The 23,594-nt window shown below is 71.1% G+C and carries 21 protein-coding genes; 17 read left to right on the forward strand and 4 right to left on the reverse strand.

Going from position 1 to position 23,594, the window contains the following annotated elements; genetic code table 11:
- The first annotated feature begins 233 nt into the window (after positions 1-233).
- From ACIQTT_RS11910 to ACIQTT_RS11945, 8 genes are all read left to right on the forward strand, one after another.
- The gene (locus ACIQTT_RS11910; RefSeq protein WP_402790001.1) at positions 234-551 is read left to right on the forward strand and encodes a GIY-YIG nuclease family protein; all 318 of its coding nucleotides are present in this window, start codon (positions 234-236) and stop codon (positions 549-551) included.
- Positions 552-854: 303 nt separating this feature from the next.
- Positions 855-1,982 (forward strand): N-methyl-L-tryptophan oxidase, encoded by a 1,128-nt coding sequence (solA, locus tag ACIQTT_RS11915; RefSeq protein WP_402790004.1) that lies wholly within the window; start codon positions 855-857, stop codon positions 1,980-1,982.
- 228 nt (positions 1,983-2,210) lie between these two features.
- Entirely contained in the window at positions 2,211-3,161 is a 951-nt protein-coding gene (locus tag ACIQTT_RS11920; protein ID WP_402790006.1) for an ABC transporter permease, read from the forward strand.
- Positions 3,158-4,108 carry an ABC transporter permease gene (locus tag ACIQTT_RS11925; RefSeq protein ID WP_402790008.1) on the forward strand — a complete coding sequence of 317 codons (951 nt, stop codon included), beginning with the start codon at positions 3,158-3,160 and terminating at the stop codon, positions 4,106-4,108. The genes ACIQTT_RS11920 and ACIQTT_RS11925 overlap by 4 nt, the downstream gene beginning before the upstream one ends.
- A gap of 4 nt (positions 4,109-4,112) precedes the next feature.
- Positions 4,113-5,687 (forward strand): ABC transporter substrate-binding protein, encoded by a 1,575-nt coding sequence (locus ACIQTT_RS11930; protein WP_402790011.1) that lies wholly within the window; start codon positions 4,113-4,115, stop codon positions 5,685-5,687.
- Between the two features lie 85 nt (positions 5,688-5,772).
- Positions 5,773-6,642: an ABC transporter ATP-binding protein gene (locus ACIQTT_RS11935; RefSeq protein WP_402790014.1), complete on the forward strand. Its 870-nt coding sequence runs from the start codon at positions 5,773-5,775 to the stop codon at positions 6,640-6,642.
- Entirely contained in the window at positions 6,639-7,442 is an 804-nt protein-coding gene (locus ACIQTT_RS11940; RefSeq protein ID WP_402790017.1) for an ATP-binding cassette domain-containing protein, read from the forward strand. The genes ACIQTT_RS11935 and ACIQTT_RS11940 overlap by 4 nt, the downstream gene beginning before the upstream one ends.
- Positions 7,443-7,466: 24 nt before the next feature.
- Positions 7,467-7,892 carry a cupin domain-containing protein gene (locus tag ACIQTT_RS11945; protein ID WP_402790020.1) on the forward strand — a complete coding sequence of 142 codons (426 nt, stop codon included), beginning with the start codon at positions 7,467-7,469 and terminating at the stop codon, positions 7,890-7,892.
- A 215-nt stretch (positions 7,893-8,107) separates the two neighbouring features.
- Here ACIQTT_RS11945 and ACIQTT_RS11950 read toward each other — a convergent pair whose 3' ends face one another.
- Positions 8,108-8,578, reverse strand: coding sequence for a hypothetical protein (locus ACIQTT_RS11950; RefSeq protein ID WP_402790023.1), 471 nt, complete (start codon positions 8,576-8,578; stop codon positions 8,108-8,110).
- Between the two features lie 4 nt (positions 8,579-8,582).
- Entirely contained in the window at positions 8,583-9,926 is a 1,344-nt protein-coding gene (locus tag ACIQTT_RS11955; protein WP_402790026.1) for an MFS transporter, read from the reverse strand.
- A 71-nt stretch (positions 9,927-9,997) separates the two neighbouring features.
- On the opposite strand from ACIQTT_RS11955, the gene ACIQTT_RS11960 reads away from it, so the two are divergent.
- Positions 9,998-10,495, forward strand: coding sequence for a winged helix-turn-helix transcriptional regulator (locus tag ACIQTT_RS11960; protein ID WP_402790029.1), 498 nt, complete (start codon positions 9,998-10,000; stop codon positions 10,493-10,495).
- Positions 10,496-11,223: 728 nt separating this feature from the next.
- On the opposite strand, the gene ACIQTT_RS11965 is transcribed toward ACIQTT_RS11960, so the two are convergent.
- Positions 11,224-13,188, reverse strand: a complete 1,965-nt coding sequence (locus ACIQTT_RS11965; protein ID WP_402790032.1) for a helix-turn-helix domain-containing protein — start codon at positions 13,186-13,188, stop codon at positions 11,224-11,226.
- Between the two features lie 28 nt (positions 13,189-13,216).
- Positions 13,217-14,089, reverse strand: a complete 873-nt coding sequence (locus ACIQTT_RS11970) for an alpha/beta fold hydrolase (protein WP_402790034.1) — start codon at positions 14,087-14,089, stop codon at positions 13,217-13,219.
- 212 nt (positions 14,090-14,301) lie between these two features.
- Between ACIQTT_RS11970 and ACIQTT_RS11975 the strand changes: the two genes are divergently transcribed.
- The 8 genes from ACIQTT_RS11975 to ACIQTT_RS12010 all read left to right on the forward strand — a co-directional run bounded on the left by ACIQTT_RS11975 (position 14,302) and on the right by ACIQTT_RS12010 (position 23,442).
- Positions 14,302-15,582, forward strand: coding sequence for a hydroxymethylglutaryl-CoA reductase, degradative (locus ACIQTT_RS11975; protein ID WP_402790036.1), 1,281 nt, complete (start codon positions 14,302-14,304; stop codon positions 15,580-15,582).
- Positions 15,579-16,562, forward strand: a complete 984-nt coding sequence (locus ACIQTT_RS11980; RefSeq protein WP_402790039.1) for a hydroxymethylglutaryl-CoA lyase — start codon at positions 15,579-15,581, stop codon at positions 16,560-16,562. Before ACIQTT_RS11975 ends, ACIQTT_RS11980 begins: the two co-directional genes overlap by 4 nt.
- The gene (locus ACIQTT_RS11985) at positions 16,559-17,788 is read left to right on the forward strand and encodes a CaiB/BaiF CoA transferase family protein (protein WP_402790042.1); all 1,230 of its coding nucleotides are present in this window, start codon (positions 16,559-16,561) and stop codon (positions 17,786-17,788) included. Before ACIQTT_RS11980 ends, ACIQTT_RS11985 begins: the two co-directional genes overlap by 4 nt.
- A complete protein-coding gene (locus tag ACIQTT_RS11990; RefSeq protein WP_402790044.1) occupies positions 17,785-18,615 on the forward strand; it encodes a MaoC family dehydratase N-terminal domain-containing protein in 831 nt (276 codons plus the stop codon). Before ACIQTT_RS11985 ends, ACIQTT_RS11990 begins: the two co-directional genes overlap by 4 nt.
- Before the next feature lie 29 nt (positions 18,616-18,644).
- Positions 18,645-19,298: an FMN-binding negative transcriptional regulator gene (locus ACIQTT_RS11995; RefSeq protein ID WP_402790046.1), complete on the forward strand. Its 654-nt coding sequence runs from the start codon at positions 18,645-18,647 to the stop codon at positions 19,296-19,298.
- Complete coding sequence (locus ACIQTT_RS12000; protein WP_402790049.1) at positions 19,295-20,323, forward strand: ornithine cyclodeaminase; 1,029 nt, start codon at positions 19,295-19,297, stop codon at positions 20,321-20,323. The genes ACIQTT_RS11995 and ACIQTT_RS12000 overlap by 4 nt, the downstream gene beginning before the upstream one ends.
- A gap of 72 nt (positions 20,324-20,395) precedes the next feature.
- Positions 20,396-21,865, forward strand: a complete 1,470-nt coding sequence (locus ACIQTT_RS12005; protein ID WP_402790052.1) for an amidohydrolase — start codon at positions 20,396-20,398, stop codon at positions 21,863-21,865.
- Positions 21,865-23,442, forward strand: coding sequence for an amidohydrolase (locus tag ACIQTT_RS12010; protein ID WP_402790055.1), 1,578 nt, complete (start codon positions 21,865-21,867; stop codon positions 23,440-23,442). Before ACIQTT_RS12005 ends, ACIQTT_RS12010 begins: the two co-directional genes overlap by 1 nt.
- The last annotated feature ends 152 nt before the right edge of the window (positions 23,443-23,594 follow it).

Raw genomic sequence — 23,594 nt, forward strand, 5'->3', positions numbered from 1 at the left:
GGGGGGGGGGGGTGGGAGACGCTTCGACAGGCTCAGCGACCCAGTGGGGTGGCTCGGCGACGCGGGGTGTCGGGGCTGGGTCCCTGAGCCTGTCGAAGGGTTCCGCCCCGAGGAGGGAGGGCTCGGCGACGCGGGGTGTCAGGGCTGGGTTCCTGAGCTTGTCGAAGGGTTCCTCACTGCGCGACTTATCCCCAGGCGTGAAAACGCGGTGCCGAAGCATCCGACAATGGCCCATGGCCTGGACGTACATCCTCCGCTGCAACGACGGATGCTTCTACACCGGAAGCACGAACGGCGATCTCGACGCACGCGTGTGGCAGCACAACCACGATGACGAGTTCGCGGCGCACTTCACTCGTGTCCGACGACCCGTGATCGTCGTCTACGCGGAGAAGTTCGACACCGTGGACGCCGCCTTCTTCCGGGAGAAGCAGATCCAGGGCTGGAGTCGGGCGAAGAAAATCGCGCTCATCGAAGAGCGGGGGGAGGACCTGCCGGGGCTCTCGCGTTCGTCGGGGTGGGGCGCTTCGACAGGCTCAGCGACCCAGTAGTCGGGGTGGGACGCTTCGACAGGCTCAGCGACCCAGTAGTCGGGGTGGGGCGCTTCGACAGGCTCAGCGACCCAGTGAGCGCGGGGGTCCACAGCGACCCAGTCGCCCGCGGAAGGGCCGCCGAAACGCGCCGGAAACACCTTCTGCCGACGACTGTCATATGCGGGGTCCGACGCGTATCGAACGCACATTCCTGTGCGCACAACATGGGACATCGCCCCATAGCAGCGGCCCCGCGGCGGCATCCACACTGAACGACAACAGCCCGAGTGGAGTGCCCGGGCGCACAAGAGACGGAGCATCATGGAGTCGTTCGAGGTCGCAGTCGTCGGGATGGGAGCGCTCGGCAGCGCCGCCACCTACCACCTGGCCCGTCGTGGAGCGAAGGTGGTCGCGCTCGAGCAGTACGAGCTCGGTCACGTGCGGGGAGCCTCGCACGACACCTCGCGCATCGTGCGGACCTCCTACGGATCCAGCGCCTACGTGCGCCTCGCGCAGTCCGCGTACCGCGACTGGGCAGACCTCGAAGCCGAGTCGGGCGAGCGCCTGCTCACCATCACCGGCGGCGTGATCCTCATCCCCTCCGACGGCCCCTACTCGGCATCCGACTTCACCGCCGCGCTCACCGAGTGCGACGTCGCCCACGAGCTGCTCTCGCCCGCCGAGGTGCAGGCCCGCTGGCCGCAGTTCCGCGTGCCCGAGAACGTCGAGACGGTCTACACGGCCGACACCGGCATCGCCCACGCTGCCCGCACGGTCGCGACGCTCCAGATGCGCGCCCGCGTGCACGGCGCCGACATCCGCGACCGCACCGCCGTCGAGAGCCTCACGCCCGACGGCGACGGCGTGATCGTGCACACGTCGAACGGCGACATCCGCGCCGGCAAGGTGATCCTCGCGACGGATGCCTGGACGAACACGCTCCTCGACCCGCTCGGCGCGACGATCCCGCTCGACATCATGCAAGAGCAGGTCAGCTACTTCCGTCCCGCCGAACCCGAGAACTACGACCGCTCGGTCTTCCCCGTGTGGATCTGGGAGGACGACGAGTGCTACTACGGGTTCCCGACCTACGGCGAACCGACCATCAAGGCCGCCCGCGACGTGTCGGAGAACCGGATGACGCCCGAGAACCGGTCGTTCGTCCCGTCGCCCGAGCTCATCGAACAGCTCACCGGATTCATGCACGACGTGATCCCCGGATCGGGCCCCGAGCTGCGGACGGTCACCTGCCAGTACGCGCTCACCAAGGACCGCCGGTTCGTGCTCAGCGCCCTCCCGCAGCACCCCGACATCATCGTCGGACTCGCCGCCGGGCACGGGTTCAAGTTCACCCCGGCCCTCGGTCGCGTGCTCGCCGAGCTCGCCCTGGACGGCGAGTCGACCGACGACCTGAGCGAGTTCGCCGCGGCGGACTCGATGGTCGTCTGACCCGCGTCCCGGCGGCATCCCGACCGCCGCGCCCCTCTCCCGTCCCTGCTATGGAGGTTTCGCCCATCATGCGACCGTTCCCCTGGGCTGCCGCACCGTACAGTAGCCGCCGTGCGCTGAGTAGCGTGACCGCCATGTCATCGACGACACCCTCCGTTCTCGGACCCCGCACGCACGCGACAGCGGGCGCACGCCACCGCGCGACGAGCACGGGGGAGTGACACGACGGTGACCCGCTACATCATCCAGCGCATCCTCTCGTCGCTGTTCGTGCTCTTCATCCTCTCGATCATCGTGTTCTCGATGGTGAGGATCATCCCGGGCGACCCGCTCGCCGCGTTCGTCGACCCGGCCAACCCCGACCCGGCGAAGCTCGAGGCCCTGCGCGCCGAACTCGGTCTCGACCAGCCGTGGATCACGCAGTACTTCTCCTGGCTACTGGGCGTCGTGCAGGGCGACTTCGGCCGCGCGATCACCGTCCCGGGCGAGGTGTCGACCCTCATCGCGACGCGCCTGCCGCTCAGCCTCACCCTCGCGGTGATGGCGACCGTGTTCGGCACGGTGCTCGGCATCCCGGCCGGTGTGCTGGCCGCGACCCGCTGGCGCCGCCTGCCCGACCACGTCGTGCGCGGTCTGTCGTTCGTGCTGCTGGCTACCCCGCCGTTCGTGCTCGGCACGGTGCTCATCCTGGTGAACTCGCTCACCCTCCGCCTCCCGCTCGTGGGCTACGCGGGGGCGGCGAACGATCCGCTGCGGGCGATCGGGGTGCTGATCCTGCCGGCCCTGCTTATCGGCATCGTGCTCGCGGCGATCGTCGCCCGGTACACGCGCGGCACCCTGCTCGACACGCTCGGTCAGGACTTCGTGCGCACCGCCCGGGCCAAGGGCGCCGCGCCCGGACGCCTGGTCGGCCGGCACGCGTTGCGCAACGCGCTCATCCCCGTGACGACCGTCATCGGCATCGAGCTCGCGGCACTCGTCGGCGGCACCGTCGTCATCGAGGCGGTGTTCTCACTGCCGGGTATGGGGTCGCTGCTGCTGACCGGCATCCGCTCGTCCGACTATCCGATCATCCAGGCCACGGTGCTGCTGATCGGTGTCGTCTACGTCGTGATCAACTTCGTGGTCGACCTGCTCTATCCGCTGATCGATCCCCGAGTGAGGGTGCACACGCGATGACCGTCACAAGAGAACTCGCCCTCGCGAAGGTCGCCGGCAAGCGTCCGGCCCGCCGGAAGTTCGGCCCCGCGTTCTGGAGCGGCGCCGGCATCCTGGGCGTCATCCTGATCCTTGCCGGTTGGATGACCGTCGCGCCGCTGTACGACCCGTTCGTCGCCTCGGGCCCGGCGCTCGCACCGCCGAGCCTCGATCACATCCTCGGTACCGACAACCTCGGCCGCGACACGTTCACCCGCCTGGCGCTCGCCGCCCGCACCAGCCTCATCATCTCCGGCGCGGCCGCACTGTTGGGCGCGGTCATCGGCACCTTCTTCGGACTGGTGGCCGGGTACGTCGGCGGATGGGTGGATGCCGTGATCATGCGCGTCGTCGACGCGGTGCTCGCCCTCCCGGCGATCCTCGTCGCCCTCGTCGTCGGCGTCGTCATCGGCAACGGGCCCTGGCCGCTCATCCTCGCCCTCGGACTCGTGTTCGCCCCCGGTTTCGCCCGGGTGATGCGGGCTCCGGTGATCGCCCTCCGCGAGCGGGACTTCGTTCTCGCGGCGACCCTCAGCGGAGTGCGCCCGGCGCGCGTGATCGTCGAGCACCTGCTGCCCAACGTGCTCACCCCGCTGTTCGTGCAGTTCGCCTCCGTCGCCTCGCAGGTCGTGCTGATCGAGGCGGCGCTGAGTTACCTCGGCCAGGGCGTGCAGGCGCCCGAGCCCTCGGCCGGCCGCATGATCAGCGAGTTCACCCGCTTCATGCAGCTGCAGCCGCTGCTGATCATCCTGCCCTCGCTGGTGATCATCCTCCTGTCCGCCGCCTGGAACCTGCTCGCCGACGGCATGCAGGACTACCTCGCTCCTCGGCGCGAGCCCGCCTTCTCGCTGGGCAAGCGCACGAAACGCCGCGGCCCCGCGCATCCCGACCGCACCACCACATCCACGCAGCACACCCGAACGGAGTAGAGGTATGAACAGACGACACTGGGCAGGGGTGGCGGCACTCGCCGTCGCGACCCTGGCGATCGCCGGATGCACGTCCGGCGGCGGTACCGGAACCGGCGAGCAGGATGCCGGTGACCCCGTCGCCGGCGGAACCCTCACGTGGGGCGTGCCCGCCGAGCCCTCGGCTGGCGGCATCGACCCGATGGTGGCCTCGGCCATCGCCGCCGAGGTCATCTACTCGATGGCCTACGACACCCTCCTCACCCGAGACGACGACGGCACCATCGAGCCGGCCCTCGCCACCGAGTGGGAGCAGACCGACGAGACGACGTGGGTGTTCCAGCTGCGCGACGACGTCACGTTCGCCGACGGCACCCCGTTCGACGCGGGTGACGTCGTCTACTCGTTCGAGACCCGCAAGGACGGCGGCACGAACGCCACCTACCTCAGCCTGATGGACAGCGTCGAGGCCACCGGCGACTACGAGGTGACGTTCCACTTCAGCGCCCCGGACGGCACGTTCCTCGACGCGGTCTCCGCGCGGCAGACCTTCCTCATCGTCAGCGAGGAGGCCTACGGCAACGCCACCGAGGAAGAGCGTCAGACCACGAGCGTCGGCACGGGTGCCTACCAGGTGACCGAGTGGAACCAGGGCGTCTCGGTGACGATGGAGAAGAACGAGAACTACTGGGGTGAGGAGCCCTACATCGACACGATCGTGTTCGAGCTGTACCCCGACGAGAACACCCTGCTCGCCGCTGTGCAGCAGGGCAGCGTGCAGGCGGCGTCGTTCATCGACGGCAGCCTCGCGCAGCAGGCCGCATCGTCGGGCTTCACGCTCGGTGAGGCCGCGTTCCGTCAGAACCTCGCCGTCTACGTGAACCCGGAGTCGGGTCCGCTGGCCGACGTCGACGTGCGCCGCGCCTTCTCGCTCGCGCTCGACCGACAGGCGATCGTCGACACGGCCATGCTCGGCAACGCCGGCATCTCGTTCGTGCCGCCCGCCGGAGACCCCGGCGCCACCGATGCCACGAAGCTCCCGTACCACGAGCGCGACGTCGATGAGGCCAAGCGTCTGCTCGAAGAGGCCGGTCAGCCCAACCCCGAGATCACCCTCAGCTACATGGGTGACGTCGCGGCGGCGCACCACCCGGTCTACGAGATGATGCAGCAGCAGCTGGCCGAGGCGGGGATCACCCTCAACCTCAAGGCCACGCCGCTCGCCGAGATCTCGCCGATCTTCACCACCGGCGAGTCCTGGACCGACCTCGTCGCGATCCCGGGCAGCCCGCGCGCCTCGGCGGCGTACTACCTCGAGCCGGTGCTGCTCGAGGGCGGCTACTACAACCACTGGGACGGCAACCCCGACGCCGAGAAGGCCCGCGAACTGCTCGTGCAGGCGAAGTCGGCGGCCACCCCCGAGGAGTACAACGAGCTCGTGGCGGAACTCGCGACCGAGGCGGCCGACAAGGCGCTCGAGTTCGTGCCCGCCGCGGTGCCGGTGTACTTCGAGGTCTGGGACAGCAACAAGCTGCACGACTACGAGAACGACGCGTTCTACGCGCGCTCGGCTCTCGACCACGCCTGGTTGACGCAGTGACACCCCGCCCCGGCGCCTCTCTCCCGGGAGGCGCCGGGGCACCCCTCTTCTCTCACAGAAGCTCCCTCACAGAAGCGAGTCGCGCATGACCGACGCCACCGACGCCCTCCGCGTCGAAGACCTCAGCATCGCCTACGGCAGCGCCCCGCCGTCGGTCTCCGGCGTCTCGCTGCGCGTGCGCAAGGGCGAGATCGTCGGTGTGATCGGCGAGTCCGGCAGCGGCAAGTCGAGCATCGCGCTCGCCATGATGGGGCTGCTGCCCGATTCGGCCCGCGTCACCGCCGCGAGCATCGACGTCGCCGGCTCCGACATGAACGACGCCACCGAGCGCGACTGGGCCCAGGTGCGCGGGGTGAAGGCATCCATGGTCTTCCAGGAGCCGATGTCGGCGCTCAACCCCTGCATGCGCATCGGTGCCCAGATCGCCGAGGTGCTGCAGATCCACGGCAAGGCCGACAAGAAGCAGGCGCGCGCCCGTGCCCTCGAGATCCTCCGGCTCGTGCAGATGCCGGATGCCGAGAAGCGCCTGAACTACTACCCCCACCAGCTCTCCGGCGGTCAGCGTCAGCGCGTCGTCATCGCGATCGCCGTCGCCGCCGGCCCCGACCTGCTGGTCGCCGACGAACCCACCACCGCGCTCGACGTGACCGTGCAGGCGCAGATCCTCGACCTCATCAAGAGCCTCCGCGACGAGACCGGCATGGGCGTGCTGTTCATCAGCCACGACCTCGGCGTCATCGGCCAGCTCTGCGAGCGGGTCGCCGTGATGTACCGCGGACGCGTGGTCGAGACCGGTTCGGCCCGACGCGTGCTCGACGACCCGCGGCATCCGTACACCCGGGCGCTGCTCGAGAGCATCCCGCGGCCCTCGGTGCCCGTGCGCTCGCCGCTCGCCGTCATCCCCGCCGTGAACGACTTCGACAGCGTTCCCGCCGTGCTCGAGGAGGCATCGTGACCGACGCCCTGCAGACCCCCGCAGCCCTTCCCGACGACGTGCTGCAGGTGAAGAACATCACCCAGCGATTCGGGCACGGCGACAACGTCATGACCGCCCTCGACGACGTGAGCCTCAGCGTGCCCCGCGGCGAGACGCTCGGTCTCGTCGGCGAATCCGGGTCGGGCAAGAGCACGCTCGCCCGAGCCATCCTGCTCATGCGCAAGCCCACGCTCGGCACGATCGAGTTCGACGGCGCCGACGTCACCGGCATCCGGGGTCGCGCCCTGCGCACGCACCGCCGCCGTATCCAGATGGTCTTCCAGGACCCCAACGACTCCCTCGACCCGCGCTTCACGGTCGCGCGGTCGATCGCCGAGCCGCTCGTGGCCGCCGGCATCGGCCCGAAGGAGCGCCGCCGCCGGATCGCCGACTCGCTCGACCGCGTGGGGCTGCCGATGGATTCCGCCGGACGCTACCCGCACGAGTTCTCGGGTGGGCAGCGCCAGCGCATCGCGATCGCGCGGGCCATGGCCGCCGAACCCGAGTTCGTGGTGCTCGACGAGCCCACCTCGGCGCTCGACGTGTCGGTGCAGGCGCAGGTGCTCAACCTGCTCGTGCAGCTGCAGAAGGACACCGGCGTCACCTACCTCTTCATCACCCACAACCTCTCCGTCGTGCACCACATCGCCCACCGGGTGGCCGTGATGCACCAGGGGCGGGTCGTCGAGGAGGGCACCGGCGAGCAGGTCATGAACACTCCGCAGCATCCGTACACCCAGAAGCTCCTCGAATCGATGCCGGTGCTGTACCGGAGCTGAGGGTCTCTTCGAAAGGGGTCGCACATGCGCGTGCAGAGACGCGGCGACAACGAGCACGACTGGGAGCTGTACCACGGCGAGGGCCGGATCGGCATCGAGTGGTACTTCCAGCAATCGTCGTCGCTGCCCACCTCGGTGATGATGTACCGGCTCGAGCCGGGCGCCGAGGAGGGGCAGCACCATCACCTCGACGACGACCCCACGAGCTGCTCGCCGAACAGCTCCGACGAGATGTACATCGTCACGCGCGGCGAGGTCGTGATCACGGCGGGTTCCGATCGCCGGGTTCTGCGGGTGGGTGACGCCTTCTACGCGCCCGAGGGTATGCGGCACGGCGTGCGCAACGAGTCGGATGCCGTCGCCGAGCTCGTGCTCGTGTTCGGGCCTCGCGGCCAGCATCCGTTCCCGCAGACCGGGGTCGAGGCGTTCGACGCGGAGGGTGAGCGGTAGGGCGGGATTCGTCGAGGCATCCGTTCGGGAGGACTTCTCGCCGTTGGGCGGAGTTTTCGCGCGGATTCTTCCGCCCAACGCGGAGTTCTCCGCCGCTGTCGCGCCTGAGGGACGCTTCGACAGGCTCAGCGACCCGGTGATGGTGCTGGCTCAGCGGCCCGGTGTCTGCAACTGGGTCCCTGAGCCTGTCGAAGGGTCCCGCCACGCGGAGGCCGTCAGCCGACGACGCTCCCGGCCATGAGCAGCACGACCGCGGCCATCGCGACCACCGGCACTCGCGCCCGCCAACCGGAGACGCGCGGTAGCACGAGGACGGTGAGCACCGCGTATCCGATCGCGGCGATCGAGGCGATCACCGGGAGTCCGCCGGCCGCCAGAGGTGCGCCGTGGGAGTGCCCGGTCGCGGCGAGCTGCGGACCCTCGCCGGTCGGGATCGACGCGATCTGCAGCACGGCCACGAGCAGCAGCCCGAGAGCGGCGTGATGGGTCGACCAACCGCCGCGCGACGCCCGCGCGCGCAGCGCCGTCAACACGAGCGCCCCGACGATCATCAGAGCCGCCCAGAACACCGGGGCGAGCCACAGCCCGAGCCACGTGTCGACGACCCCGATCAGCGCGACGACGCACGCCACGACCTCCGGCGCGTGCGGGTGCGCGGGCGCGGGGGTGGAAGCTTCCGGGGTCACGTGCTCACATCCCGGGCGGCGCGGGTTCGACCTCGGGCTCGCGCGGTGCGACGGGTGCGACCTTCGCGTCGGGCGCGAGCCGTCGCCGCACCGCGATCGAGAGCACGGCGGCGATCACGCACAGCGCAGCCCCGCCCCACCAGGCGTAGGTGTAAGTGCCGAGGCCGTCGCGGATGAGGCCCGCCGAGAGGGCCGCGATCGCCGCGCCGATCTGGTGCGAGGCGAACACCCATCCGAAGACGATCGTGCCGCGGTCGCCGAAGATCTCGCGGCAGAGCTTGGCGGTCGGGGGCACGGTCGCGACCCAGTCGAGACCGTAGATCACGATGAACAGCACCATGCTCGGGTGCACTGTGTCGGAGAGCAACCAGGGCAGCAGGGCGAGTCCCGCGCCGCGGAAGGCATAGTAGGCGACGAGCAGTTTGCGCGGATCGAACTTGTCGGTGAGCCAACCCGAGGCGATCGTCCCCGCGATGTCGAAGACGCCGACGACGGCGAGCAGCCCGGCGGCGGTGGTCGTCGGCATGCCGTGGTCGTGCGCGGACGGGATGAAGTGGATGCCGATGAGCCCGTTCGTCGTCGCGCCGCAGATCGCGAACGCCGCCGCGAGCGCCCAGAACGATCGGTGTTTCGAGGCGAACACGAGGCCCTCGATCGCCCGCTTCGCCGCGCCGCCGGTCGCGCGCACCGCGGGCACGTGGGTGGCGGGGTCGGCGCCGTAAGGGAGCACGCCGCGGTCTTCGGGGTGGTCGCGCAGCACGAACCAGACGATCGGCACGGCGAGCAGCGCCGCGGCGGCGATGACGAGGGATGCCGGTCGCCAGCCGCTGCTCTCGGCGAGGGCGGCGACGGGCGGGAGGAAGATCAGCTGGCCGGTCGCGGAGCCGGCGGTGAGGATGCCCATCACCAGTCCGTTGCGCTTCACGAACCACCGATTGGCGATCGTGGCGGCGAAGACGAGCGCCATCGATCCGGTGCCGAGTCCGATGAGGAGGCCCCAGAAGATCAGCAACTGCCAGGAGGCGGTCATCAGGATGCTGCCGCCGGCGCCGAGCGACACGAGCAGCAGCGCGATCGCGACGACCTGGCGCACGCCGAAGCGATCCATGAGGGCGGCGGCGAACGGGGCGGTGAGGCCGTAGAGCAGCAGGTTCACGCTCACCGCGAGCGACATCACGCTCGTCGACCAGCCGAAGTCCTCGTTCAGCGGCACCATGAGGGCGCCGGGTGCGGCGCGGAACCCGGCCGCGGCCAGCAGCGCCACGAAAGCGACGGCGGCAACCCACCACGCCGGGTGGATGCGGTGTCGTCGGCGCGGGGCGGAAGCATCCGTCTCGGGAGTCGTCATCGATGTACTTTCTTGAACGAAGTTGTAATCTGGACCCATGAAACCACACGCGGGGGTCGGAAGGCGAGCACATGGCGCTGCGGTCTGACTGGTCGGAGGAGCTCTGCCCGATCCGGCGGTCGCTCGACGTCGTCGGCGACCCGTGGGTGATGCTCGTCATCCGTGACGTGATGCACGGCCCGCGGCGCTTCGACACCCTGCGCGACAACCTGGGCGTGTCGGAGGCGGTGCTCGCCCGGCGTCTGCGCGACATGGTCGACGCCGGGTTGCTGACTCGCGTCGAGCAGGACGATGCTGACGGGCGCGCCCGTCAGGGCTACGCCGCCACGGATGCTGCAACCGAACTGCTGCCGATCCTGCAGCAGCTCGCGATCTGGGGAGAGCGGCACACGATTACCCCGACCGGCGGTGGGCACATGGCCCTCATCCACACGGTCTGCGGCGAGGAGACGACGCAGGGCCAGATCTGCAGCGCCTGCGGCGAGGAGTTGACGGCCGACCGCATGATCTGGGACCGTCCCTGGCGCCCCGAGGCTCCGGCCCTCGACCCTGCCGGCCGGCTCGTCTGAGTCGCCGTTCCCTGCACGACTTCGGAGATTCGAGACGACACGCCGGGGCGAAGCATCCGTTTCCGGGGTGTCGCGGCCGGAACTCCGAAGTTGTGCGTGGGGGACGCTTCGACAGGCTCAGCGACCCAGCGGGGTGGGCTCAGCGACCCAGTGTCTGGAGCTGGGTCCCTGAGCTTGTCGAAGGGCCCACCCCCCCCCGAGCATCCGTTCGGGAGGAGTTCTCGCGTTCGGCAGGATCGGAACGGCGGATGCTTCCTGCGGAGGCCGTGTTCTCCTCCGTTGGTGAGGGCGGGGGCCCTTCGTCTCGCTGCGCTCGCTCAGGAACCGGTCGACGACGGGTCGCTCGACGGCATCCGTGATGGGCGGAGTTCTCGTCGTTGGGCGGAGTTCTCGGGCCGATGCTTCCGCCCGATGGGGAGTTCTCCGCCGGAGTCGCGCGTGGGGGCGCCTCGCGGCATCCGTTCGGGAGGAGTTCGCGGCCTGAGCAGGATCGGAACGGCGGATGCTTCCTGCGGAGGCTGTGTTCTCCTCCCGAGTCGCGCGTGGGGGACGCTTCGACGGGCTCAGCGACCCAGTGACCCGGTGTGCCAGGCACTGGGTCCCTGAGCTTGTCGAAGGGCCCCGCCCCGCGGCATCCGCGCTATGGATGCACCGATCGGTCATGAACGCCGGTTTTCATGCCTCAGAACCGGCATTCATGACCGATCGGTGCACACAGGGGCGCAACGCTACGCGGCGGGGCCCCGCAGGCGCTCGCGCAGCTCGTCGAGGCGCACGGCGATGCCGATGCGGAACATCCGCTCGTCGTCGCGCCATCCGGCCCCGAGCACGTGGTCGAGCCGGTCGAGGCGCTGCAGGATCGTGTTCGTGTGGAAGTTGAGGGCGCGCGCCGTGCGGGTGGGGCTGGCGTTGTTGCGAACGAACGCGCGCAGCGTGCCGAGCAGATCGGCGTTGCGCTCGGCGTCGTACTGGCGCACCGTCCCGATCGTGTCGCGCAGGAACGCCGACAGCCCCTGCGCGTCGGTGTCGAGCACGGCGGAGTAGGGGAGGAAGTCCTCGACGCGGGCGGTGAGGTCGGTGAGTTCGAGCGCGGCGAGCAGGCGCGCGGTGCGCCGGGCGGCGAGGAACGCCGAGGGCAGCGGGCCCTTCGCGGGCGGCACGACGACGGTCACCGCCTCCTGGATCGCGGAGGCGACCTCCCTCCGCAGCCGCTCGGGATCGACGGGGCCCCGGTCTTCCGACAGCGCGGCGACCACGAATCCGCGGTACTCGCCGACGAGCGCACGATCGTCGAGCGAGCGCACGACGGCGCGCGCCGCAGCGGTCTGCTGATCGCCCGGCACCGCCAGCAGCAGCAGGGAGTCGAGGGTCGCGAGGTCGACGCCGAGGCGCCGCGCCCGCCGCTCGACGTCGGAGCGCCGCTCGGGCACGTCGTCGAGCAGGTCGGCGATCAGTTCGCTGCGCACGCGGTGGTCGGCTCCGGATGCCGCCTCCTGCTGCAGCTCGAGCAGCGCCCCGACCTGGGCCGCACGCTCGATGGTGCGGAGGTCGACGGCGCCGAGTTCGAAGGCGCCGTCGCCGAGCAGGAGCGCCCCGAAGTGCCGGTTGCCGGCGGTGAGGGCCGAGACGGCGCGCACGCCCGCCCCCGCGACCGGTACGCAGTGTCCGTTGCGGCGGCTCTCGGCGAGGGCGTCGCGCACGGGCTCGTCGAGCGACAGCATCCCGGGGGCCAGCGGAAGCCCCGCGGCGGCGATCACGTTCTCCTGCGCATCGATGATCGCGACCGCGCGGCCGAGCGCCGAGGCGAGGGTTTCGGCCACCGGGCCGAACCCGCCGCCGGCGAGCACCGCCTGCACGAGCTCCTGGTGCACGGTGTTCGCGCGGTCGCGTTCGACGAGGTGGGCGGTGAGGCTCTCGAGGGTGCGGCGGCTGGCGTCCTCCGACACCTGCAGCTCGCGCAGCGTCTGCGTCGTCTGGAGGATGACCGAGGCGTGGTCGGCGAGAGCCGACAGCAGCGCGACCTCGTCGGGGGAGAACTCCTTGGTCTCGCGGTTGCCGACGAACAGCACGCCGAGCACGTCGTCGCTGCTGAGCATCGGCACCCCGAGCATCGACACCAGGCCCTCGGCCGAGACGGCGTCATCGATGCCGGTGTCGTGGCGGTCCTCGGTGTAGGCGGTGTAGTCGGCGACCCACTGCGCGCTGCGCGACTCGACCACGACGCTCGCGAGGCCCCGACCCGGGGGTACGCGCAACTGCTGGAACGAGGCGCTCACCGAACCGCTGGTCTCGCGCACCCGCAGCTCGGAGGTGTCGGGGTCGAACTCCGACAGGTAGGCGAGATCGACGCCCATCATCTCGCGCGCGCGCTGCACGAGCCGGGCGAGCACGGCGTCGCTGTCGCGCAGCTCGGCGAGCTCGCGGGCGCTGGAGAAGAGGGCGGTCAGCTCGTGCTCGCGACGGCGCAGACGCGACAGCTCGCGCTGGATGCGGGCGACGCGCTCGGCGAGGAGTGCGGCATCCGCTTCGCTGGCCCCGAGCGCGCGGAGGGCGTCGCTGACACCGGTGGGGCCGACGAGTTCGGGGTCGTGGGCCGCATCGAGGAGCGAGGCGATGGCGTCGTCGTGCTCGGGCATCTTCGTCCCTTCGGGGGAGGGCGGCGCCGACAGGCGCGTGACTTCAGTGTCGAGCATGAGCGCGGTCGCCCTCAAATCAGGTCGTTCAGCCGCGGCCCTCGGCGCGGCCCTCGGCGCGCGCCGCGGTGCGCAGGAGCCCGGCGGCCAGTTCGGGCCACAGCTCGTGCGGGATGAGATGCCCCATGTCGGGGTGCACCTGCAGTTCGGCGCCGGGGATGGCCTCGGCGATGTCGACGGCGGATGCCCAGTGCAGCACGTCGTCGTCGCGTCCGTGGAAGACGAACGTGGGCGCGGTCACGGCGCGCAGGGCCTCGAGGCGCTCGGGCGCGCGCGTGAGCGCCGCCCACTGCCGGGAGAACCCCTCCGGGTAATAGCCGCGGTCGTAGGCCTCTCCGGTCGCGCGCACGTGCCACTCGACCTGGTGGTCGAAGCGTCCGACCGGAGCGGCGTCGAACGCGGCGCGGGTGAATGCGACCGCCTGCTCGCGGGTGACGCGCACGGGAGTCTCGGCGAGCTCGGGGCGTTCGCCGTGCGCCACCCAGCGGCGGGACTGGCCGGGGATGGTCGACAGCAGTCCCAGGCTGAGGATGCGCTCGGGATGGTGGATCGCGAGCATCTGCGCCATCATGCCGCCCATCGAGTGCCCGGCGACGTGCGCCTGCGCCACCCCGAGGTCGTCGAGCACGCGCAGCACGTCCTCGGCGAGGTCGATGAGGTCGTAGCCGCCGTCGACATCGTCGGCCCCGCCGAAGAGCTGCGAGAGTCCGGTGTCGCGGTTGTCGAAGCGCACCACCCGCAGGCCGCCGGCGGTGAGGATGCCGATGAACTCCTCGTCCCAGCTGAGCAGCTGGGCGCCGCCGCCCGAGACGAGCACGAGCACGGGGGCGTCGGCGGCGGCGTCGGCCTCGGCGAACACCTCGTAGTACAGGCGCACATCGGCGGAATCGGTATAGGGCATCGGTACTCCTCGCGCTCGGGGGACCCGCGGTCCGCGCTCCGGGTGATGGTGCGAGTCTAGGTTCCGTGGTGAGGCGGGGTGATGTGTCGACCGCATACAGCGGGGCCCCGAGGATGAGTGTTCCACCCATCGTCGGCCCTGCCGCCCGCTCCTAGTGTCTTCCTTGACCACAGCGCCGATGACCCGGCCGCTGTCCCGAAGGAAGGTGGCCGATGTCGATCAACAGCCGAATCTCCGGACTCCGCGATCACACCCCCGATGAGCGCCTCGCGCTCGTCGCGCAGGGTGCGGAGCTGGATGCGGATGCTCTGGGGGCGCTGCGCCCCGACAGCGGTCTCTCGCTCGCCCAGGCCGACCACATGGTCGAGAACGTCGTGGGCCTCATCGCGGTGCCGGTCGGCGTCGCCACGAACTTCACGATCGACGGACGCGACCGCCTGGTGCCGATGGCCACCGAGGAGCCGAGCGTCGTCGCCGCCGCCTCGAACGCCGCCCGCATGGCCCGCGGTCACGGCGGCTTCACGACCTCGTACACGGGCGACGTGATGATCGCCCAGATCCAGGTGCTCGACGCGATCGACCCGCACGGCGCGCGCTTCGCACTGCTCGAGGCGAAGGACGAGCTGCTCGAGCTGGCCAACGAGCAGGACCCCATGCTGGTCTCCCTCGGCGGCGGGGCCTTCGACATCTCGGTGCGCGTGCTCCCCACCCGCGCCGGAGTGCAGGTCATCGTGCACCTGCACGTCGACGTGCGCGACGCGATGGGCGCGAACGCGGTGAACACGATGGCCGAGGCGATCGCCCCGCGCATCGCGGAACTCGCCGGCACCCGCACGCTGCTGCGCATCCTCACCAACAAGGCCGAGCTGCGCCTCACCCGCGCCCGCGCCGTGTTCGACGCCGAACTGCTGGGCGGGCCCCAGGTCGTCGACGACATCGTCGCCGCGAGCGCCTTCGCCGAAGCGGATGCCTACCGTGCGGCCACGCACAACAAGGGCATCATGAACGGCATCACCGCGGTCGTGCTCGCCACCGGCAACGACACCCGCGCGGTCGAGTCGGGCTGTCACTCGCACGCCGCCCGCGCCGGCGGCTACACGGCGCTGTCGCAGTTCGAGAAGGATGCCGACGGCAACCTCGTCGGCACGCTCGAGGTGCCCCTCGCCGTCGGGCTCGTCGGCGGTGCGACCCGCGCGCACCCCACCGCACAGGCGTCCGTGAAGCTGCTCGGCGTCGAGACCGCGCGCGAACTCGCGAGCGTCATCGCCGCCGTCGGACTCGCCCAGAACCTCGCCGCCTGCCGGGCGCTCGCCGCCGAGGGCATCCAGCGCGGACACATGACCCTGCACGCGCGCACGATCGCGGCATCCGCCGGTGCCGACGTCGACGAGATCGGTGCGGTCGCCGCCCGGATCGTCGCCGACCGCCGCATCCGCGTGGAGTACGCCCGCGAGGTGCTCGCCGAACTGCGCGGGGGCGGGGCCGGCGCATGACCGCCACGGTCCCGGCGCCCCGGGTGATCCGCGAAGACGGGCTGCCCGCGCGCGTCACCGTGTTCGAGGTGGGCCCGCGCGACGGCCTGCAGGCCGAGACCGACATCATCCCCGCCGCCGTCAAGATCCAGCTCTGCCGTCGGCTGTACGCAGCCGGCAGCCGCGACCTCGAGGTCACGAGCTTCGTGCCGCCGACCTGGATTCCCCAGCTCGCCGACGCCGAGCAGGTCGTGGCCGGCCTCGAGGTGCCCGCGGGCGCCCGCGCCGTCGGCCTCGTGCCGAACCTCCGCGGCCTGCAGCGCGCGATCGACGCCGGCATCCGAGAGGTGTCGGTGGTCGTCAGCGCCACCGAGTCGTTCGCGAAGGCCAACCTCAACACCACCCGCTCAGGGGCCATCGACCGCGCGGTCGAGGTGATCGCCGCGGCGACCGCGCAGGGCATCCCCGTGCGCGGCTACGTCTCGATGGCGTTCGGCGACCCCTGGGAGGGGAGTGTTGACACGGATGCCGTCACCGAAGCCGCGCGCGCCCTGCACGAGGCCGGTGCCCGGAAGATCGCGATCAGCGACACGATCGGCGTCGCCACCCCCGGTCACACGATCGCGGTCATCGACGAGGCGCTCGACGCCGGCATCCCCGTCGAGGCGATCGCCCTGCACCTGCACGACACCTACGGGCAGTCGCTCGCGAACGTGCACGCCGCCCTGCGGCTCGGCGTCGCCGAGTTCGACGCGTCGGTCGGCGGGCTCGGCCGTTGCCCCTACGCCAAGGGCGCGACCGGTAACCTCGCGACGGAGGACCTCGTGTGGATGCTGCACGGCCTCGGCATCGAGACCGGACTCGATCTCGAAGCCCTGGCCGCCACCACGCTCTGGCTCTCCCGCATCCGCACCGTGCGTCCCGCGTCGAACGTGGCCCGCGCGTTCGCGGCCGCCGGACTCGACACCCCCGAACCCGTACAGGAGGTCACTCCCGCATGATCGACACCACACTCCCCGCCCCCGGCGCGCTCGCCGGAGTCACCGTGATCGACCTGTCGCGCGTGCTCGCGGGCCCCTACGCCTCGCAGACCCTCGCCGACCTCGGCGCGACGGTCATCAAGGTCGAGAACCCCCGCGACCCCGACGTGTCGCGCGGGTTCCCGCCGTACCTCACCGACGGCGACGAGGAGTTCAGCGCCTACTACGCCCAGTACAACCGCGGAAAGCTCGGCGTCGGTCTCGACCTCGCGACCCCCGAGGGCAAAGAGGTGCTGAAGGACCTCGTGCGCGGCGCCGACGTGCTCGTCGAGAACTTCCGCCCCGGCACCATGGAGAAGCTCGGCGTCGGCTACGAGGTGCTGCGCGAGATCAACCCGCGCCTGGTCTACACCGCCATCTCCGGCTACGGCCGCACGGGGTCGCGCAGCAAGCGCCCCGCCTTCGACAACACGGCCCAGGCCGCGGGCGGCATCTGGTCGATGAACGGCTACGCCGAGCATCCGCCGGTGCGCGTCGGCGTCACGATCGGCGACCTCTCGGCGACCCTGTTCGCGGTGATCGGCACGCTCGCCGCCCTGCGTCACGCCGAGGCGACCGGCGTCGGACAGGTCGTCGACGTCGCACAGGTCGACAGCATCGTCGCCCTCACCGAGACTGCCGTCGTCGACTACACCGTCAACGGCACCGTCGCCTCGCCGCAGGGCAACGCGCACGCCTGGGTGCGCCCCTACGAGTTGTTCGACTGCGCCGACGGCCAGGTCTTCTTCGGGGCGTACACCGACAAGCTCTGGAACGCGAGCTGCGACCTGTTCGGCACCCCCGAGCACAAGGACGACCCCGAGATCGACACCATGCGCAAGCGGTTCGAGACCGATGTCTACGAGCGGCGGGTCAAGCCGATCGTGGCGGGGTGGCTCGCCTCGCGCACCAAGCAGGAACTCGAGGACCTCGCGGGCGACGTCGTGCCCCTCACCGCCGTGAAGACGATCGGCGAGGTGGTCGAGGATCCGGGCACCGCCGAGCGCGACATGATCGTCGAGGCCGACTACGGCGACCTCGGCGTGCTGCGCATGTTCGGGCAGCCGATCAAGCTGTCGGAGACCCCCGCGACCCCCGCCCGCACCGCCAACCGCTTCGCCGAGCACGCCGACGAGGTGCTCCAGCGGTTCGCCGGGTACGACGCCGCCCGCATCGCCGAGCTGCGCGCCGCCGGGGCATTGCCGTGAGCACCCCCGCGCCCGTCGCGCGCACCGAGACGATCACCACCGACACCGTCGAGGCGTACCGCGGCACGTTCGCGGCATCCGATCCCGCGCTCGCCGCGGGCGCCCTGCTGCCCGCGGCCTGGGAAGGCGTGTTCTTCCCGTTCGCGGTGCCGCTCGCCGACCTGCGCCCCGACGGCACCCCGGCGCGCGACGGCGTCGTGCCCGAGATCGACCTGCCCCGCCGCATGTACGCGGGCGAGACGACCGAGTTCCTGCGGCCGATCCGCCTGGGCGACGAGGTCGTCCAGACCACGACGCTCGGCTCGGTGGTCGACAAGACTGGCTCTCGCGGGCGCCTGACCTTCGTCGACATCGTGCGCGAATACGCCGTCTCCGGCGAGGTCGCCGTGCGCAGCGTGTGGCACGACGTGTTCCTCGAGGCGGCGGATCCGGATGCTCCCGCCCGCGCCCCGCGCCCCGACCCGACGATCGCGGCCGAGGGGGAGTGGGTCGAGGAGGTCACGCCCGACGCCCGGCAGCTGTTCCGCTTCTCGGCGCTCACGTTCAACACGCACCTCATCCACTACGACCGCGCCTGGGCGCGCGACGTGGAGGGCCTGCCCGACCTGCTCGTGCACGGTCCGCTGACGCGCATCCTGCTGATGGACGCCGCCCGCCGGCACGCCCCCGAGCGCGTCCCCGCCCGGCTCGACGTGCGGGCGATCGCCCCGGTGCTCGTCGACCGGCCGCTGCGCCTGGTCGGAAACACCACGCCCGACGGCATCCGCGTCACCGCCGTCGACGCCGACGACGTGGTGCTGGCCACCGCCGACATCACCTGGGCCTGACGGCCACCCCACCCCCACCAGGAGACACCGTGAGGCACAACCCCGATTACGCCCTCGACGACGTCGAGACCGTGCGCGCACTCGTGCGCGAGAACCCGTGGGCGACGATCGTCAGCCACGTGCCCGGTGAGGGACTCGTCGCCTCGCACTACCCGGTGCTGCTCGAAGAGGATGCCGAGGGCGTCTCGATCGTGAGTCACGTCGGACGCCCCGATGAGCGGCTGCATCAACTGGGTCAGCACGAGACGATGGTGATCATCTACGGTCCGCAGGGGTACGTTTCGCCGAGTTGGTACGGCACCTCGCCGGCGGTCCCCACGTGGGACTTCGCCGTCGCGCACCTCTTCGGCACCCCCGAGATTCTCTCCGACGACGAGAACCTCGCGGTGCTCGACCGCCTCGTGTCGTGGTTCGAGAGCCCGTTGCCCGATCCCTTCCTGATGCGCCGCACCCTCGAGAACAGCGCCTACGCGGAGCGCATCGTGCACGGCACCGTGGGGTTCCGCCTGCGGGCCACCCGCATCGAGGCCAAGGAGAAGATGCACCAGGACAAGTCCCCCGAGGTGATCGCGCGCGTCGTCGAGGCGCTGCGCAACCCCGGCCCCTATGAGAACCCGAAGCTCGCCGATCGCATCGCGGATGTGAACCGCGACGTGCTCGCTGGAAAGGAAGTGACCGCATGACCGCGTTCGTCGGAGTGGGTGACATGGTCGAGTGGATCTCGCGCCGTGGAGCCGAGACGATCATGACCGAGATGGCCGACACGATCGAGGCGGACTTCCGCCGCTGGGAGTCGTTCGACAAGAGCGAGCGCGTCGCCAACCACACGCCCTTCGGTGTGATCGAGCTCATGCCGATCAGCGACCCCGACGTCTACGCGTTCAAGTACGTCAACGGCCACCCGTTCAACCCGGGCCGCGGCTACCAGACGGTGACCGCGTTCGGCGTGCTCGCCGACGTGCACAACGGCTACCCGGTGTTCCTCGCCGAGATGACGATGCTCACCGCGCTGCGCACCGCCGCGACCTCGGCGATGGTCGCCCGCAAGCTCGCGCGTCCCGATTCGTCGACCATGGCGATGATCGGCGCGGGCAGCCAGGCCGAATTCCAGGCCCTCGCGTTCCGCGGGGTGCTCGGCGTCTCGCGCCTGCGGATCTACGACGTCGACCCCGCGGCATCCGCCAAGTTCGTGCGCAACCTCGCACCGCGCGGCTTCGACATCACGGTGTGCGCCTCGGCGTCGGAGGCCGCCGCCGGCGCCGACATCGTCACGACGTGCACGGCCGACAAGGCGGTCGCGCAGGTGCTGACGGATGCCGACGTCGCCCCGGGCATGCACATCAACACGATCGGCGGCGACTGCCCGGGCAAGACCGAGCTCGACCCGCGCATCCTCGACCGGGGCCCGGTGTTCGTGGAGTACACGCCGCAGACGCGCGTCGAGGGCGAGATCCAGAACGTCGCCGCCGACTTCCCGGTGACGGAGTTCTGGCAGGTGCTGAACGGCACCGCCGCGGGACGCACCTCGCCCGAGCAGGTGACGATCTTCGACTCGGTCGGTTTCGCGATCGAGGACTTCTCGGCGCTGCGCCACCTGCGCGCCGATCTCGTCGGCATCGGGCTCGACACCGAGATCGACCTCGTCGCCGCTCCCGAGGACCCGAAGGACCTCTTCGGCTTCGCGACCTCGCCCGTCCCCGTGGCCTGACCGCCGGCCGCGATCGCCCCCGCCCGCCGACCCCGACCATCCCCGCGCGCACCGCGCGCCGAGAGGAGCACCATGACCGAGTCCCTCACCTTGCGGGACGTGCGCCCGTACGACGGCGGCGAGCCGGTCGACGTGCTCGTGCGCGACGGACTGATCGCCGAGATCGCCCCCGCCGGAACGGTCGCACCGACCGGCGAGGTCGTCGAGGCGGGTGGGCGCTGGATCGGCCCGGGGTTCTGGGACGCGCACGTGCACTTCACGCAGCACGTGATCCGCCGTCGCCGCCTCGACCTCACCGAGACGCACAGCGCCGACGACGTGCTCGACATCGTGCGGCGGGCACGCGCCGAGGGTGCGCCGCTGAGCGACGGGATGCTGATGGGCTACGGGTTCCGCGACGGGCTGTGGCCCGTGCCCGCCTCGCTCGCGGCCCTCGAGGCCACGGTCAGCGACATCCCGGTCGTGCTCGTCAGCGGCGATCTGCACTGCGGATGGATGAACCGCGCCGCGGCCGCGCGCCTGGGCGTCGAGCTCGATGAGACGGGGCTGCTGCGCGAGGGGCCGTGGATCGGCATCCTGCACGACTTCGACGAGGCGTCGCAGCTGCCGGCCGACGCTTACGCCGAGGCTGCCGCGGCCGCCACCGCCCGCGGTGTCGTGGGCATCGTCGAGTACGAGAAGACCGACAACATCGCCGAGTGGTCGGCGCGCACGGCGGGCGGGCTCACGAGCCTGCGCACCGACATCGCGGTGTGGCCCGACCTGCTCGAGCAGGTGATCGCCACAGGCGTCCGTACCGGCGACATCGTCGACGAGGCGGGACTGGTCACCTTCGGCCGCCTCAAGGTCGTCGTCGACGGCTCGCTGAACACCCGCACCGCCTGGTGCTGGGACCCGTACCCCGGCATGGACCCCGGGCACCCCCACGCCTGCGGCATGGAGAGCGTGCCGATCCCCGAGCTGCGCCGCCTGCTCGAGCGCGCCCGCGGCGCCGGCATCGAGGCCGCCGTGCACGCGATCGGCGACCGGGCGAACACCGAGGTGCTCGACACGTTCCACGCCCTCGACATGAAGGGCGTGATCGAGCACGCCCAGCTCGTGCGCGACGACGACTTCGCCCGGTTCGCCGAACTGGGTCTGATCGCCAGCGTGCAGCCCGAGCACGCCATGGACGACCGCGACGTCGCCGACCACCACTGGGCCGGCCGCACCGGGCGCGCCTTCGCGTTCGGTTCGCTGCACCGCTCGGGAGCGACCCTGCGCCTGGGGTCGGATGCCCCGGTCGCCCCGCTCGACCCGTGGATCTCGCTCAGCGCGGCCACCGCGCGCAGCCGCGGCGACCGCGACGCCTGGCACCCCGAACAGCGTCTTCCGCTCGACGTGGCGCTCGCGGCATCCGTTCGTACGTCGTTCGCCGTCGGGCAGCCCGCCGATCTCGTGATCGGCGATCGCGACCCCTACGCGAGCGACCGCGACGAACTGCGATCCATGCCCGTCGCCGCGACCCTGCTCGGCGGCCGCTTCACCCACCGGGAGCTGTGATGACCACCTTCACCAACGGCCGTGTGTTCACGGGCGAGAGCGAGACCGCGTTCGCCTCGGCGTTCCGCATCGTCGACGGGATCGTCGACTGGGTCGGCGACGCGGCCGAGGTGACCGATGCGGATGCCGTCGACCTCGGCGGCCGCACCGTGCTGCCCGGTCTGCTCGACAGCCACACCCACCCCGCGCTGCTCGCCGGAACCGCAGCGGCGGCCGAGTGCTTCCCGCCCGCCGTCCTGAGCGCCGACGACCTCGTACGCGTGCTCGACGCGCACGCCGCGACGATCACCGGGACGGATGCCTGGGTGCTGGGTCGCGGATTCGACGACACCAAGTTCCCCGAGGGGCGGATGCCGACGGCCGACGACCTCGACCGCATCGCCACCGATCGCCCCGTGCTGGTGTGGCGCTGCGACGCGCACTCGGCCGTGTGCAACACCCGGGCGCTCGAACTCGCCGGCATCACGGCCGCGACGCCCGACCCCGACGGCGCGCGCTTCGAACGCGACGCCGACGGGAATCCGAACGGGGTGCTCACCGAGATCGCCGCCGTCAACGTCGTCGCCGCGTTCATCCCGGCACCGAGCCGCGATGAGCAGATCGATGCGATCGTGGCGATCGGCGACGAGCTCGCCTCGCGTGGCATCGTCGCGGTCTGCGACCTGCTGTCATCGCGCATCGATCGTCCGCTCGAGACCTTCCGCGCCGCCGCCGAGCGCGGCCTGCGCACCCGCGTGGCGCTGTACCCGGGGTGGGACCCCGAGGCGCCTCTGGGGGACCTGACCGACGACGACCGCACGGGACCGATCCGCATCGCGGGCGTGAAGGTCGTGCTCGACGGCGCCTATTCCAACCGCACGGCCTGGGTGCACGAGGCGTACCCCGACTCCTGCGACCACGGACTGCGCCTCGTCGACGACGCCGACGTGCTCGCGGCCGGCGACTGGGCGCGCCGCAACGGCGTGCAGCTCGCCGTGCACGCGATGGGCGACCGCGCGCTGGATCGGGTGGTCGAGCTGTTCGAGGACCAGGAGCCGTGGCTCGACGGCATCCCCTCGGTGCGCATCGAGCACGCGACCATCGTGAGCGACGCGTACCTGGAGCGTCTGCGCTCGGCGCGCATGTCGTTCGGCATCGCCACGCACACGGTGTTCTTCTTCGCCGAGTACGACGGCTACGAGAAGGCGCTACGCGTCGAGCAGGTGCCGGATGCCTACCCGATCGCGCGCCTGTACGCGGGCCTCGAGCCTCTGGCGCTGTCGTCGGACCGGCCGGCCACCGCGTGGAGCGGCGCCGACGACGTGATGCTCTCGGTCGAGGCCGCCGTGCGGCGCCGCACCTACAACGGCATCGAGTTCGGCGCCGAGGCGGCGATCACCGTGCCGCAGGCGCTGCTGCTGTACACCTCGCGGGCGGCCTCGCTGTCGCCGTTGGAGGGGGTCGGACGCCTCGCGCCGGGGCTCGACGGCAGCTTCGCCGTGCTCGACCGTGACGTCTTCGGCGTGCCCGACGACGAGATCGCCGCCGTGCGCGTGGCGGAGACCTGGATCCGCGGGGAGCGGGTCTTCGTGCGCTGAGGCCTCCGGGGCTCCTGAGTCGAACCGAGTCCCTGAGCCGAACTGGGTCCCTGAGCCGAACTGGGTCCCTGAGCCGAACTGGGTCCCTGAGCATGTCGAAGGGCCCACCCCGCGCAACTCCGGGGGGATTCCTGCGACGCTTCGACAGGCTC

Source organism: Microbacterium sp. NPDC090225, assembly GCF_044772365.1.
Taxonomy (GTDB): Bacteria; Actinomycetota; Actinomycetes; order Actinomycetales; family Microbacteriaceae; genus Microbacterium.

What these genes read in the sequence shown, in the direction of transcription:
- ACIQTT_RS11910 (WP_402790001.1), top strand. Translation starts at nt 234, where the DNA reads ATGGCCTGGACGTACATCCTCCGCTGCAACGACGGATGCTTCTACACC.
- solA (WP_402790004.1), top strand. Translation starts at nt 855, where the DNA reads ATGGAGTCGTTCGAGGTCGCAGTCGTCGGGATGGGAGCGCTCGGCAGC.
- ACIQTT_RS11925 (WP_402790008.1), top strand. Translation starts at nt 3,158, where the DNA reads ATGACCGTCACAAGAGAACTCGCCCTCGCGAAGGTCGCCGGCAAGCGT.
- ACIQTT_RS11930 (WP_402790011.1), top strand. Translation starts at nt 4,113, where the DNA reads ATGAACAGACGACACTGGGCAGGGGTGGCGGCACTCGCCGTCGCGACC.
- ACIQTT_RS11935 (WP_402790014.1), top strand. Translation starts at nt 5,773, where the DNA reads ATGACCGACGCCACCGACGCCCTCCGCGTCGAAGACCTCAGCATCGCC.
- ACIQTT_RS11945 (WP_402790020.1), top strand. Translation starts at nt 7,467, where the DNA reads ATGCGCGTGCAGAGACGCGGCGACAACGAGCACGACTGGGAGCTGTAC.
- ACIQTT_RS11955 (WP_402790026.1), bottom strand. Translation starts at nt 9,926, where the DNA reads ATGACGACTCCCGAGACGGATGCTTCCGCCCCGCGCCGACGACACCGC.
- ACIQTT_RS11960 (WP_402790029.1), top strand. Translation starts at nt 9,998, where the DNA reads ATGGCGCTGCGGTCTGACTGGTCGGAGGAGCTCTGCCCGATCCGGCGG.
- ACIQTT_RS11965 (WP_402790032.1), bottom strand. Translation starts at nt 13,188, where the DNA reads ATGCTCGACACTGAAGTCACGCGCCTGTCGGCGCCGCCCTCCCCCGAA.
- ACIQTT_RS11970 (WP_402790034.1), bottom strand. Translation starts at nt 14,089, where the DNA reads ATGCCCTATACCGATTCCGCCGATGTGCGCCTGTACTACGAGGTGTTC.
- ACIQTT_RS11975 (WP_402790036.1), top strand. Translation starts at nt 14,302, where the DNA reads ATGTCGATCAACAGCCGAATCTCCGGACTCCGCGATCACACCCCCGAT.
- ACIQTT_RS11980 (WP_402790039.1), top strand. Translation starts at nt 15,579, where the DNA reads ATGACCGCCACGGTCCCGGCGCCCCGGGTGATCCGCGAAGACGGGCTG.
- ACIQTT_RS11985 (WP_402790042.1), top strand. Translation starts at nt 16,559, where the DNA reads ATGATCGACACCACACTCCCCGCCCCCGGCGCGCTCGCCGGAGTCACC.
- ACIQTT_RS12000 (WP_402790049.1), top strand. Translation starts at nt 19,295, where the DNA reads ATGACCGCGTTCGTCGGAGTGGGTGACATGGTCGAGTGGATCTCGCGC.
- ACIQTT_RS12005 (WP_402790052.1), top strand. Translation starts at nt 20,396, where the DNA reads ATGACCGAGTCCCTCACCTTGCGGGACGTGCGCCCGTACGACGGCGGC.
- ACIQTT_RS12010 (WP_402790055.1), top strand. Translation starts at nt 21,865, where the DNA reads ATGACCACCTTCACCAACGGCCGTGTGTTCACGGGCGAGAGCGAGACC.